Annotated in this window: 10 protein-coding genes (1 of these 10 only partly in view); 1 reads left to right on the top strand and 9 read right to left on the bottom strand. The window is 42.1% G+C overall.

Going from position 1 to position 14,205, the window contains the following annotated elements:
* The 5 genes from uvrB to HMPREF1321_RS10405 all read right to left on the bottom strand — a co-directional run.
* Positions 1-1,905, bottom strand: partial view of an excinuclease ABC subunit UvrB gene (gene uvrB, locus HMPREF1321_RS10385; protein WP_009422593.1) — the 5' portion only. It extends 93 nt beyond the left edge of the window; the window shows 1,905 of its 1,998 coding nt (coding positions 1-1,905); the start codon lies at positions 1,903-1,905; its stop codon lies off the left edge, out of view.
* 530 nt (positions 1,906-2,435) lie between these two features.
* Positions 2,436-3,716, bottom strand: a complete 1,281-nt coding sequence (locus HMPREF1321_RS10390) for a replication-associated recombination protein A (protein WP_009422611.1) — start codon at positions 3,714-3,716, stop codon at positions 2,436-2,438.
* 84 nt (positions 3,717-3,800) lie between these two features.
* On the bottom strand, positions 3,801-5,039 hold the full coding sequence (locus tag HMPREF1321_RS10395; RefSeq protein WP_009422573.1) for a type IX secretion system plug protein domain-containing protein: 1,239 nt from the start codon (positions 5,037-5,039) through the stop codon (positions 3,801-3,803).
* Positions 5,040-5,118: 79 nt separating this feature from the next.
* On the bottom strand, positions 5,119-7,170 hold the full coding sequence (locus HMPREF1321_RS10400) for a peptide MFS transporter (RefSeq protein WP_009422588.1): 2,052 nt from the start codon (positions 7,168-7,170) through the stop codon (positions 5,119-5,121).
* Between the two features lie 44 nt (positions 7,171-7,214).
* Complete coding sequence (locus HMPREF1321_RS10405; RefSeq protein ID WP_009422613.1) at positions 7,215-9,179, bottom strand: putative porin; 1,965 nt, start codon at positions 9,177-9,179, stop codon at positions 7,215-7,217.
* 431 nt (positions 9,180-9,610) lie between these two features.
* Here HMPREF1321_RS10405 and HMPREF1321_RS10410 point away from each other — a divergent pair, with 431 nt between their 5' ends.
* Positions 9,611-10,243, top strand: coding sequence for an HdeD family acid-resistance protein (locus HMPREF1321_RS10410; RefSeq protein ID WP_009422595.1), 633 nt, complete (start codon positions 9,611-9,613; stop codon positions 10,241-10,243).
* Between the two features lie 216 nt (positions 10,244-10,459).
* On the opposite strand, the gene HMPREF1321_RS10415 is transcribed toward HMPREF1321_RS10410, so the two are convergent.
* The 4 genes from HMPREF1321_RS10415 to HMPREF1321_RS10430 all read right to left on the bottom strand — a co-directional run bounded on the left by HMPREF1321_RS10415 (position 10,460) and on the right by HMPREF1321_RS10430 (position 14,198).
* On the bottom strand, positions 10,460-12,166 hold the full coding sequence (locus tag HMPREF1321_RS10415; protein WP_009422608.1) for an SLC13 family permease: 1,707 nt from the start codon (positions 12,164-12,166) through the stop codon (positions 10,460-10,462).
* The gene (locus tag HMPREF1321_RS10420; RefSeq protein ID WP_009422559.1) at positions 12,163-12,636 is read right to left on the bottom strand and encodes a CYTH domain-containing protein; all 474 of its coding nucleotides are present in this window, start codon (positions 12,634-12,636) and stop codon (positions 12,163-12,165) included. Before HMPREF1321_RS10420 ends, HMPREF1321_RS10415 begins: the two co-directional genes overlap by 4 nt.
* Positions 12,637-12,639: 3 nt before the next feature.
* Positions 12,640-13,284 (bottom strand): hypothetical protein, encoded by a 645-nt coding sequence (locus tag HMPREF1321_RS10425; RefSeq protein WP_009422572.1) that lies wholly within the window; start codon positions 13,282-13,284, stop codon positions 12,640-12,642.
* 83 nt (positions 13,285-13,367) lie between these two features.
* Positions 13,368-14,198: a lamin tail domain-containing protein gene (locus HMPREF1321_RS10430; RefSeq protein ID WP_009422582.1), complete on the bottom strand. Its 831-nt coding sequence runs from the start codon at positions 14,196-14,198 to the stop codon at positions 13,368-13,370.
* Between the last annotated feature and the right edge of the window lie 7 nt (positions 14,199-14,205).

Here is a 14,205-nt window from a genome sequence, read left to right on the forward strand (position 1 = left end):
GCGGGTTTCTTTGATTTTCTTTTCCAACTCCTTAGCCGATAAATATACCGATTGCGCTTCGGCAGCTGTGCGCTCTTTAAACGACGGATCGTAGTGAAATTCGGTTATAGGGCTCTTGCTGAGGCTATTCTCTATCTTCTTGTGCAAAGGCTGAGGCGTGATGTTGTGTGCCTTGTTGTAGTTCATTTGCTTTTCACGGCGGTAATTGGTGTCGTCAATGGTACGTTGCATACTCTCAGTAATCTTGTCGGCGTACATTATTGCTTTTCCATTCACATTGCGGGCAGCCCTTCCTACGGTTTGAGTGAGCGAACGAGTGGAACGCAAAAAGCCTTCCTTATCAGCATCGAGGATAGCGACGAGCGACACTTCGGGCAGGTCTAAGCCCTCACGGAGGAGGTTCACCCCTATGAGCACATCAAAGAGTCCTTTGCGCAGGTCTTGCATAATCTCCACGCGTTCCAATGTATCCACATCACTGTGAATGTAACGACACCTAATACCAATGCGAGTGAGGTATTTGGTAAGTTCCTCTGCCATTCGCTTGGTGAGGGTGGTTACCAATATACGCTCGTCTTTCTCGGTGCGCAGTTGTATTTCTTCTACCAAATCATCTATTTGATTGGCACTGGGGCGCACTTCTATTTCGGGGTCGAGCAAGCCGGTGGGGCGTATCACCTGCTCTACGTACACGCCTTGCGTTTGCTGGAGCTCATAATCGGCAGGGGTGGCACTCACGTAAATCACTTGGTTTTGTAGCGCTTCAAACTCCTCGAATTTCAAAGGACGGTTGTCCATCGCTGCGGGCAATCGGAAACCATATTCCACCAAATTTTCTTTTCTACTGCGGTCGCCACCATACATCGCGTGCACTTGTGAGACAGTTACGTGACTCTCGTCAATCACCATCAAAAAATCATCGGGGAAGTAATCTATGAGGCAAAACGGACGTGTGCCTGGTTCTCTACCGTCCAAATAGCGAGAGTAGTTCTCAATACCCGAACAGTACCCTAATTCCCGTATCATCTCAAGGTCAAACTCAGTGCGTTCTTTCAGCCGTTTGGCTTCTAAGGGTTTGCCTAAAGCCTCAAAGAACTCTACTTGCTTCACCAAATCTTGTTGAATGTTCCATATCGCTTTTTGGAGAATATCGGGAGAAGTAACAAACATATTAGCGGGGTAGATATTGAGGCTCTGGTAGTGGTCTAACACGTGATTAGTAGTAGGGTCAAACTGTTCTATCTCTTCAATTTCATCGCCAAAAAAGTGAATGCGGAAGGCGTTGTCATCATACCCAGGAAAGACATCAAGCACATCGCCTTTGATGCGGAAATTGCCGTGCCTAAATTCGGCTGTTGTACGGGCATAGAGACTTTGTACCAATCGATGCATCAGCTTGGTACGGGGGAGTATATCGCCTTGTTTGAGGGTGATTACATTCTTTTGAAATTCGACAGGATTACCGATACCATACAAACACGACACCGATGCCACAACCAATACATCGCGCCTGCCCGACAGCAAAGCAGAGGTCGTACTGAGACGCAGTTTTTCAATTTCATCGTTAATAGAGAGGTCTTTTTCGATATAAGTACCTGTGGAAGGTATATAAGCTTCCGGCTGATAGTAGTCGTAGTAAGAGACAAAGTATTCCACCGCGTTATTGGGGAAGAAAGTCTTAAATTCAGAATACAACTGAGCAGCCAGCGTCTTATTATGTGCCAACACAAGAGTAGGACGCTGAATGCGCTCCACCACGTTAGCGATAGTAAAAGTCTTTCCAGAGCCCGTAACGCCTAATAGCACTTGGTACTTATCGTTGCGCTCTATACCTTTTACCAATTGGTCGATAGCCTGAGGTTGGTCGCCCGTAGGGGCAAAGTCAGAAACTATATTGAATTTCATTTGATTTAACCATAAATAAGAGTGCAAAGATAGTGAAGAAAACTGAAAAGTAAAAATTATTTCACGCACATAGCTCAGAGACTCTAAATACTAAAATCTAAATTCAAAATTTTATAGTCTTTTCTCGTCCATCTATTCACCTCATCTTTGCTTTCTTTTCGATTTATTACCCTCAAAACTGCTTCCCCCTCTTAACTCTTAACCCCTCACTATTAACTCTTTACAAACCCTTTCTATACCAATCGTCCAAGATTCGTATAAGCTTCCTATAAGCTCTCTATAAGCTAACACCACCCCCCTTACAGCCTTTTTTTACAAAAATCCTCCCTCCCCTCTTCCGAACTTCTCCGTTTCCTTCCGAATCTTCCTAACAGCCCCAACACATCGCTTTTTCATCTCAAACTTTGCCAAAGTTAATAGCTCGTCGTGCTACGACTGCCTGTGCGGCTCGCACCTTTGGCAAAGTTAATTATCAGTATTTCTAGCATTATTGTCATTTTCTAATTCCCTCATTTTCTAATTTTCTAATTTCAGTACCCGTAGCGGTCGCCCCAGAGTTTTTTGAGATAGTCGCGTAGGGCATTCTCACGTGGATTATCAGAGGGTTCATAGAAGGTTTCTCCTTGTAATTCATCAGGCAAATAATCCTGAAAGGCAAAATTACTTTCATAATCGTGAGCATATTGGTAGTCTTTGCCATAGCCGAGCTCTTTCATCAGTTTGGTAGGGGCATTGCGCAAATGGATAGGTACACTCAGGTCGCCTGTTTGCTTCACAACCTGTTGGGCTTTGTTAATTGCCTTATAAGAAGCGTTGCTCTTAGGCGAAGAAGCGAGATATATAGCACACTGACTGAGGATAATACGCGCCTCGGGGTAACCAATAGTCGTAACGGCTTGAAAGGTGTTGTTAGCCAAAATCATTGCAGTAGGGTTAGCATTGCCTATATCTTCGGAAGCGAGAATGAGCATACGGCGTGCGATAAACTTCACATCTTCACCACCTTCAATCATTCGTGCCAACCAATAGACTGCGCCATTAGGGTCACTGCCCCGTATCGATTTGATAAAAGCCGAAATGATATCGTAATGCTGTTCACCTGTTTTGTCGTAGAGTACGGTGTTTTTCTGCACCAATCTAAGGACGCTGTCGTTCGTAATCACTACTGGTTCACCTTCAGGAGTCGCATTGACGATGAGCTCAAAAGTGTTCAACAATTTGCGTCCGTCGCCACCTGAGAGTCGCAAAAGAGCTTCAGTTTCTTGCAGTTCAATATTTTTGGTTTTAAGAATAGCATCTTGGGTAATGGCATTATGAAGCAGTTGCTCTAAATCTTTGCGCTCAAAAGCGTTCAGTATATACACTTGGCAACGAGAAAGCAAGGCAGGAATCACCTCAAAACTGGGGTTCTCGGTAGTTGCTCCAATGAGGGTAATCCAACCTTTTTCAACAGCCTGCAAAAGGGAATCTTGTTGGGTTTTGTTAAATCGGTGAATTTCGTCGATGAAAACAATAGGGTTTTGGGTAGTGAAGAGTCCACCACTTTGTTTGCTTTGGTCAATTACTTCGCGCACTTCTTTAATCCCCGAACTAATGGCACTCAAGGTATAGAAAGTGCGATTGCTTTGGTGCGCAATGATATTAGCCAGCGTAGTTTTACCCGTACCTGGGGGACCCCAAAAGATAAGCGATGGCAAAAGACCCCGTTCTATCTGTTGGCGCAAAGCCCCTTGAGTTCCAACCAAGTGCTCTTGTCCCACATATTGCGCTAAGGAAGTGGGGCGCATACGTTCTGCTAAAGGAGAAGACATTGATATAATGATTAATGTTTAATGATTAATGAAATCAACTTTGCCAAAGAGTAGTAATGTATAAACTGCCTGTCGTACTACGACCTATTTTGTGATATTGGTACTAGAAGCAGAGCCGATGCCTACCACCTCGTCGTAGAGAGCACCAGGAGCGCGGTAGTACACTAGCACGAGGTAAGTGTTTTCAGTTTGTTGAAAATTACCACTTATTTCGTTGAAATCAACTATGTTGCCTGCTTTGGTAGCAAACTTATAGTTGTAAAACCCTTGTTTGAGAAGTACTTTCCCTTTGAAAAGACCGTCTTTTTCGTCATAAGTGAGTTTGTATTCATCACGGAGTTCGTAGTTGCTAAACTTGCCGTATACATACACTTCTTTACCCCAAAAAGTAGATTTCCCTTCTAAGGCAAAATGCACTTGGGTGTAATCGGCTTCATTGGCAGGGTTCATTCCGTTGATAGTGGTTACCAAGAAATCGCCATTGATATCAGGATAATAAGTATAGACATTGCTCGCACGGCTTACATTGGTAAACAAGTAGCTATTTACCCATTTGCTTCTATCCAAACGATAGACTCCCGATGCAGGCACGTGTATATCCTTGCTATCAAAATAGAAGTATTCATTGCCTCCCCAGAAAGCCGTTTCGCGGTCGTAGCGATACACGAGGTCGTTACCCATCACGTACTGAGGTTTTACACCCGTGATAGCCGTATCCCAACGGTAGTTTTGCAGTATGGCTACTTTCACCGCTACATTAGGATTATCAAGTCTAAAATCTTTCTGCTTAATAGTGAACTGTACTACTTGTTGAGTATCGAAATACTGCAAATCGCGAGCGCGTTTTACTTCGGTGAGTACATTCACTTGGGGTGTATAGAGCACAAATCGGCGTGAAAAGAGCTCTGTGCCATAACTATCGGTGATAGAGAGCATATAGTTACCGCTGAGAGTAATTTTAGTGAGTTCATTAGGGAAAGTAAGGCGGTAATGCGAATAGCCTTGCAGGGTACCATAGGAGTTACTCTCGGGCTGTACCGGTTGGTTATCAATGCCTTTAAGGTATTCGCTTTTCAGCAGAGAAGAGACTGACCAATCGGCGTTGCAATGGGTGATTTTGTAGTAATAAGTCTCCTCATTACCCCCGAGGTCATCAAACTGCAAACTAAACGACTCGTTACGGCGCACGATAGGGAATTGGTTTTTATCGTTGCCATTAGCTTTGAAGATAATCGTTTTAATATAATCAGGTGGTGTTTTCTCCACCAGCGGTTGAGCTTGCATTGCCAAGGGAAGTAGGAGTAAAAAGAGAAGTTTTTTCATAATTAAATATTTATATTTGTCTTAGGTGTACTATTTTTTATTTAGTAAAATAAATATTCTCCACAAGAATAGAACTCACTTACTTCACTCCGTGCATCAGTTTCTTCACAAACGGATTGATAAGAATAATGAGTACCCCTGCTACAGCAGGCACAATGGTAAATATCAAAAAGAAAGTACTCAAACTGTACTCACGGGTGATATTCTCTATCTGTCCGCCCAGTACAGCTGCTAATTTATGACCAATAGCTACAGCAAGGTACCATACCCCAAACATAAATGCTATCATTCGTGCAGGTACAAGCTTCGAGACGTACGAAAGCCCCACAGGCGATAAGCACAACTCACCCATAGTGTTAAACATATAAGCAAATACAAGCCATAACATACTCACCTTTACTCCGTGAGTTACCCCGTGAGAGCCTAAGGCGAGTAAACCAAATCCTACTGAGAGCATCAGCAGTCCGATGCCGTATTTCTTCGCAGCAGGTGGATTATACTTGCTATCCCACCAACGTGAGAACAAGCTCGCTAAGGCAATAATGAAGAAAGAATTCAGGATAGAAAACCACGATACAGTCGTCTCTACCCAGTTATCGCGCTCTTCTTTCACTTGCGCAACTATCAGCCCGTTGTCAGTATTGAGCTCTGCTCCCCGCTGTTTTGCCCACTGTTCCTTTTCGGCATCTACATAGCCAAACGAAGTGTTTTTGTTGTTCTTGCTTAGCAATTTTATCTCTTGTCCTACTTTTAGGTCATAATCAGCTACTCCTATGATAGTAGTACGTTCTACGATTTTCAAATCAGGGCGAGCGACTCTGTTTTCTTCAGTAATAGGGATATAAGTAGTTCTGCCCTGTGTATCGGTTTGTTCATAAGCTTGATAGCTCACACTGTAAGCAGTAGTTTTGAAGTCGCGTTGTAGCATCCACGAAGCGATGCCCCATACAAGACTAAAGCACAGCAATAACACTACTACGGCAGGAAATATCTTTTTGTAGGTTTTCTTTACCAAAAGGAAAAGTACGTAAGTAATCAGTAATAGTGGAATCACGGTGAGTAGTGCATTAAAAATATTGTAAAGTACTGCCCAATTACCCTGTAATTCACGCTCTATATTGTCCCGTGCAAAAATCACTAAAGACGAAGCCCCTTGTTCAAACGACAACCAAAAGAACACCACAAAAAAGGCAAAGATGACCACGGTAAGCATACGGTCGCGCACTATCGTAGTATAACGTATTATGCGACTTCCTATCAGGTAAAAGAAAGCTATTAAGCCTACAATCACCATCACATATTGCCCTTTAAGCCCTGAGGTAGCAGCCCACCCAAAGAGGTCGATATTCCATATTTTCGAGAGAGGGTCGTTTAGTGCATAACCAATACCTATGATTGCCGAAAGTGCTACCAATATCTTATCTACGGTAGTGAAAGGATTGAGTTTTTCCTCTTCTTGTTTTGCATCACTTGTAGTCTCTTTTTTTTCTTGCTTGCGTGGCTCACATCCTATTGAACCAAATAAAGGTTTGGCAAACCAAAACTGTATAGTTCCCAAGAGCATAAACACTCCTGCCAAACCGAAACCCCAACTCCACCCAATGCGTTCTGCTAAGTAACCGCAGAGCATCATTCCAAAGAAAGCTCCAGAATTTACTCCCATATAGAAGATGGTATAAGCAGCATCTTTCTTCTCGGGTAGGTCTTTGTACATTTCCGATACAAATGACACCATATTAGGTTTGAAAAAGCCTGTTCCTATCACCAAAAGTGCAAGCCCCAAATAGAGCGAAACCTCAGTTTCAAAAGCCATCGACACGTGTCCTAAGGTGATAATAACCGCCCCAATAATTACTGCCCAGCGGTAGCCGGTAATCTTATCGGCTATTATACCTCCAAGTATAGGAGTGAGGTAAAGAAGCATAACATACGTACCAAAGAGTGCACCCGCGTTTTCAGTACTCCACGCCCATCCTGGGTTATACCCTATAAGCGTCATTGTAAGAAAGTTGATGAGCAGTACGCGCATTCCATAAAACGAAAAACGCTCCCACATTTCTGTAAAGAAGAGCACGAACAGCCCCGCTGGATGTCCTAATACTTGTGTATCGAAAATTGTCTTTTTAGTCATATAGATTTTATTCGTTATTTTTCTTGCTTTTCAACTCTTAACTCTTAACTAAAAATATCCCACTTAATTCCCAATCGAATAATAAAATCTCTATACGGCTGACGTGGTGCAGAATAATAGTTGTAAGGATTTCCTATTTTTAGCCAGTTGCTCACGGGCACTTGCCATTGTTCTAAAGAGAAGAAAATGCGCATCGTACGCACTTTGGCATTGAGAAAAAAGTCAAACATCGGAAAGTTACCCGTCTTCTCTGCCGTCTGTACAGCAAATTCCCCTAAAAGCGGATTGTACTGATTGGAGTAATATTTGGTGAAGTAATTAAACCCTATCCCCGTTTGTAAGTACATTGCCTTGTTGAACAAGTGTGATGCAAAGTAAAAACTATTGCGAGTCACAAAAGTAGGCACATTCAAAATATTGCTGTCTTGTACCACTTGCTGGTAAAGCATAGTGTTATCTAAGCCCCATTTACCAAATTTAAACTCTTTTTGTACTTTCAGTTGCAAATATTGTATATTGCTACTGTACTGCTCAGGACGCACTTTCCCTAAGGTTTCTTCTTGAAAATAAGTGTAGTTGTTGAGGTTGGTAAGACTGAGCGACGCATTCCCCCATTGGGTTTTCAAATCGCCATAGAGGGTCTGGGTATTCTGTTTATTAAACGAAGTATAGTTATCCCAATTAAACTGCTTGTAATCGCTTTGATACAGCAAATAATTAAAATTAGGCATAGCCGAATGCAATTCAGCTCCTGCGGTGATGCTGTTCTTATCGTCAAAAGCATAGGCAAGTTTTCCACTCAGTCTAGTTCCTGTCATCTTGCCTACAAATGTCTGTTCACCCTCTGCTTCTATACTGAAACCACCTACTCTCTTATGCCATTGCACACCTAAACTCAGGTCGGTATCCTTAATTTGTCGGCGTTGCAACACTCCCGATACGTAGTAAGCGTTCTGAAAGTAATAATTGTAGAAATAAGCATTTCCAAAGAGGAAGGTTCTACCCAGATAGGGCAATTCAAGCTCTACTCCCAAGCGGTTGATCATCTTCTTCAAGCGCGCCTTATCGTGCAGGTTTTGGGGTACATAGGCATCGCCAAAATAACTGTTGCTTTGGGTTTCGTCATAAGTATAATGTTCGGTTTCGTAGCTAAACAAATGGCGGAAGCGTATCTGCTTGTACGAAGCCAGCGAATCGCGGTTGCGCAAGAAAGCGTAGTCGTGTTGCAAAAAATAACGCTTGCTCTCCCGGATATTCTCAGCATTGAGCAATTGCACGTCTATTGTCGCACGGTTTTTAAACTGTTTTTCACCTCCCTCAAACTGCTCGGGCGTTACTATACCTCCATTCTCCTGACTGGTGATATCGTGAGAAGCAAAGTGTGCAAAGGCAGTGTATTTCTTGTTAGGCGATACGTAGGAAAAGCCCGCTCTAAAATTGCCATTGCTCACTAATATACGTTGGTATTTACCCAAGGAACGCAAACCTTTGTAAGCGATAAAGATATTGAGGTTGGGCTGTAGATTGATTGAAAAAAGGGTATTCAAAAACTGACCTTGTTCCATACCGCTTTTGTAAGTAAACTCAGTAAGTGGCGTAGGCAAATGGTAATAAGTTACCTCTTCCGGAGTGAGGTAGAGTTGCTTTTTAGCTTCTGCTCCCATCGAAGGCAGGTAATCCTGACGGCGGAAGTCGTAAGAGAGTGCATTATACGGTTGCCCCATATTCGAGAAAGGCATCTTGCCAAACATATCCTTTCCCCACTCGTTGTTCAGGTAATACTTTTGCATCGTAAGCGAAGTATCTACCGAGGTGGTATCGCGGGTATAAGTAATAATTTTGTAGTCGCGTGCAGTGAAAGTAATGCTGTCTTTCTTCTTTTTAGGACGCAACGACTTAAAGGTTACCCCGCCCTCCTGATTGTTGTTCGCACTATCGTCTTCTTGTGCCCAACTCAGCAAGGGGAATAGTAATCCTATAAGGAAATATATAGTTTTTTTCAGTGTCATTCGTTTCTATTTGGGGGCAAAGATAGGAATAATTTGTCAATTAGCCAATTTGTTAATTTTAGATACAGGTCAAACATACCAAATTTATTCGATAGTGCGAGCTTGCTATTTGTGTCTATCTCGTTATATCAATTGCTGAGACTGTCCGAAAAGTCTTAAAATCGCATTTGCGTCACTACATTTTGCTAAAGTTTCAGTCTTTGAAAAAGTTGATTACCTTGATAATCAATTTCTTCTATTTATATTGTAGGAGCGATTGTCAAATCACCCTCACAGAACAAAACTTTTAGGACAGTTCAAGCTTTTATAATTAACCAATAAACTACATAACTGACAAAACAACTATATTTTTAATCTTTTATTTGTAAATATTTTTGCTAATCAAAAAAATATCCTTACCTTTGCGTCGTTAATTTTTAAATGATAAAGTTATGTTGTATTTTTTCAAATCCATCAGAAGATCAGTAAAACACTGGTACATTCACCTTATTTTAGGGATTTTGTTCATTCTTTGTGGTATAGGGGTAATTATATCACCACAAGCTTCTTATCTTACCCTTTCAGTACTCTTTAGTCTCTCATTCTTAATATCAGGGATAACTGAATCCTTCTTTGCCCTACAAAATACTAAAACTCTCAACGGTTGGGGTTGGTATTTGGTAAGCGGACTCATTTCATTGATAATGGGTATTTTTTTACTTATGTATCCCGCCCTATCAATGTTTATATTACCACTGGTAGTAGGATTCACATTGTTATTCCGTTCGTTTCAGTTACTCGGTTTTGCCTTCGAAGTAAAAGAAGCTGGTGTACTGAATTGGGGTAACCTAGCCATAGTAAGCGTATTGGGTATTATCCTTTCGTTCATTTTGATTGCTAATCCTATCTTTACAGGTATCTCATTAGTAGTGTTCACAGGTTTAGCGTTTATCTTCACAGGTATTTCTTCTGTAGTACTTTCGTTCAATCTGAAAAAGTTAAAAAGTTCTGCTCAAAAGTTATCAGATGATTTAAAGAACCGTATAGAAGACCTCGAAAAAGAAGTGAGAGAAGCTTTAAAATAACAGCAGATTAGCAAAATACCACTGGCACGAGTCTATAGTTATACCTATGACTACAGAACTATAGTGCTTTTTTACAGAAAATACCTCCAAAGAATTAAATACTCTTTGGAGGTATTATGATTTTATAATTGATGTGCCTACACCCAATATCCAGTACCCTTTTTAAGAGTTATCTTTACTCTTACCTTCAGTAATTGTCATTATTGCACTGTGATATTAAAAGAATACTCCATTGGTAAACCCATACCACCGCAATACCGTTTCGCCCCACAAAAGTATCATCAACCAACTAATAAACATCATCGTGATACCAAACTTGAAGGTGTCGCTCCAGCTGTATTGATTGGTAGTGTATAGCAGGGCAGCAGGTTTACTGTTAAAGGGCAGTACATACACGTGTCCCACGAGCATTGCTACGGGGAAAGCCAGACTCATAATCGGATACCCGTTTTTCTGAGCTACCCCTATGGCAATAGGAATGAATATGAGGGTAAGCATTGTTTTAGATTGGAATATAAGCGAGAAAAGCAAAATCCCTCCTGTGAGTATCATATACAATACCCAAAACGGAGTGGCTTGTGTTATCCCTAAACTACCAAAAAGTGCATCTATAAGTGTGCCAGGCAAACCTGTCGCATCAAGTCCTGCCCCTAAGGTATAAGCACCTGCCGAGAACAATAGCAAGTGCCAAGGAATGTCTACATCGTTCCATTTCACGACGCCTACGCCCGGAAGCAAGGCTACTACGGCACCCATAAAAGCTACTGCTGTTTGGTTGATACCGTGTTGCTTATCAGTAGCCCACAAGATGAGTACACAAACAAAAATAGCAATCGCTTTATACTCCTCAAACTTCATTTTGCCGAGCTTGTTAAGCTCTTCCCTAAGCCTTTCCATACCTCCTTCAATCTGTGGTACGCGCTCTTCTTTTTTCAGTGGAAAATATATTTTCGAGCCTACGAACCACGCGATGAGAATAAGCAACACGCTCATCGGAAAGGCTGCTTTAAACCAATCCTGATAACTAAAAGAGCCTATACCCATAGCTCCTGCTATAAGAGAGCCCGCTAAAAGAGCTGCCCCTGAGCCTGTCAAGAAGGCATTAGCTCCTAAATTGATTTGGAAAAGGTTCTGCAATATCAAATTCCTACCGAAGTTATTGCGGTGTTCTCCTCCCGTAGCTCCGTAGATAGCGGCTATTACCATAAAGATAGGCAACAGTATAGCAGCTTTGGCAGTAGTTGCCGAAATAAATGCCGATAGTACTAAGTTAATAATGATAAAACTCAGTATAATACCTCCCGAATTTCTGCCAAACTTCAACACAAACCACAAAGCAAATCGCTTCGCCACCTGCGTTTTCACTAACATACTCGCCAAGATAAACGAAAGAATATTGAGCCACATCACAGGGTGTCCTAATTGAGCATATGCCGTCTTGTCGGTCGTGACTCCACAAAGTACAATGCCCAGTATTACCAGTAATGAAGTGAGGTAATTGGGGATTGCTTCGGTAATCCATAAAATAATAGCAGCTACAAAAATAGCCAGCATCGCGTAGTTGATGTGTATAAACTCGTCGTGTGTTGCCTGTTGTAGAGTTACTTTTTGCTCGTCCGAGAGTTTTTTTTCTCCCTTCATTGTAGCTGTTAGTTGTTTGGTTTTAGCCTTTTCTATTTGGGCATACCGAGCCATCGCCGATTCAGTAAGCGGTGTCGTCTTCTCATTGGTATCAATCCGGTTGATAAACGAAATATTGGCTACCCAGTAAATAAGCACAAAGGCGAGGATAGCAAGCGGTCCTCCAATGCGTTGGAGGAACCGCTCTACCCCTGTTTTTTGTACCTTTGGCAACTTTTCGATATGATAGTTATTCATATCCAAAGGGTCAAAGGGTGGCGTGTGGTCGGTATTGTTTGTCATTTCCAGTTCTTATAAGGGTTCTTCATTAACATTGAATTGTAATAACGCTTGTCTCCTGTCACTTCTTCACCCAACCACTCAGGACGGGCAAAAGTAGCTTTCTCGTCGGGTAATTCAATCTCTGCCATTACAAGTCCTTCATTGTCTCCATAGAACTCGTCAATCTCAAAACAATAGTCGCCGTTCTTTACCAAATAACGTGTCTTGTCTATAATACCTGGTTCACATAGCTTCAATAGCTCTTGCACTTCAGCTACGGGTATTTCCTTTTCCCATTCAAACCGGCTTGCGCCACTTTCATTACCGATGCCTTTTATGGTAATGAAACCTTTGTCCCCTTTTATGCGCACTCTCACCGTGCGTTCGGGAACGGAGCTCAAATAACCTTGGGTGATACGAGTCGCCTTAAACGATGCCGTTTTATAGGCATCGCTCTTCACCATAAATTTTCTTTCTATTTCTTGTGCCATAACTTAATTTGCTAAGGGTTTATGTATCATTCCAATCACGCGTTTAATCGCTTGCAAGTAGTTGATGTTCTCTACTCCTTCCAATCCGCAATCGGCAATGGTTTTCTTAATATCTTCTATCTCGGTAGACTCTGAGTTAATGGTTTTCACCAAAGCCCCATTGATATATACGTTGCCGGTTTCGCAAATGGTATTGTTCACCATATAACCAAAACGCACCTTCTCAACGGTTACTGCTTGCAAGTCGGGGTGTGCTTCCACCATCTGTAAGAACTCTCCTAAGGTGTATTCTCCTTTGGTAAGCTCAGGCATTCCTTGCGCTTTAAAAGCGGGGAATACCTCTTCTTTAAGCACTTTTGCCGAGATGGGAAACTCTCCTTTCATCAGTGGGTTCCATTGTTCTAAGCCATCTACCTTTTGTACAAAGGTTTTGATGTCCATCTTACCATCGCGAATTTTAGTGTTATTCACATCGTTAGTCCTACTCACAATATAGGTTTCGGTACTGCGGCGTTCCCATACTTTTTCAGGAACAGGTACACTTAGGCGTGCCATACGCTCTGCTTGTTTAGCAAAGCAACGCCCAAAACTGCGAAACTCAAAACGCGGTTTAGAAATTTCGCCTATCTTTAATTCTTCTTTTGCCATAATTATGTTTTTATATCATTTATTGTTTAATCGCTTATTTTGTAATATTTCCCTACAATAACCGTCCTTACACTCCTCCTCTCTCACTGCTTAACAGTCTCATCTTCTGTTCCTGTCGCAGGGTTCGCTTTCCCTTGGGTTGGGTCTGCTTGCATAAATTTACCTGTACCATCAGGACATCGGCTCCACGATTTCGTAACTGCCGCAAGACTCACTTTGCCCCAACCATCGCCTTTTTCACCTCGTTGGAAGGTGTTTAGTTTAGTTCCCTCAGGGCTGTAAAGCTCTATAAGCACATTTTTTTTGCTCGAAAAACCCGAACTGAACCCTCTTGGGGTAGTGCCTTTGGCGCCTACGATAGCAAAATGTGAGTGAGGGGCTACCACTTCACCCTCAATACCCGTCCACACAAGTTCTTCGTCTTTTTTAATGGTTACGTCTTTTAGTTTGATAGGAGTGTCGCCGTTGTTGTAAAGTTCTATAAATTTTTCGGCATCGGCGCCTGCTCCGTAAAGCTCGTTAAGAACCAATTTAGTGTAGTCCGAAGGCTTATCGCCTACCACATAGCTACTTTCTTTTACGGTCGAAAATCCTGCGGTATTCACTACTGTTACTTTGTAGGTTACTTTTGTTTTATCGGCTTGTGCCGGAATAGTCCCTGTAAAAGTATTGTTCTTGCCCGTCATCGCTACGGTTTGGTTGCCTGCTCCTGCGTTGTAAACCAAAGTTACTGTCGAAGGTGCTTGTAGTCCCGGAGCTATTACAGCGGTTACCACTACGTTGTCTGTCGAGGTAGGGGCTGCGGGTGTAAGCTTCACCGATTTGATAGTCGAAGCTCCCTCGTACACTGCATCTTTCACACAACCTGCTGTGATGACCAATATTAATAGAAGTATGTATCTTAAACTTTTCATTTTAGTA

It is taken from the genome of Capnocytophaga sp. oral taxon 412 str. F0487, from assembly GCF_000271925.1.
GTDB classification, from domain to species: domain Bacteria; phylum Bacteroidota; class Bacteroidia; order Flavobacteriales; family Flavobacteriaceae; genus Capnocytophaga; species Capnocytophaga ochracea.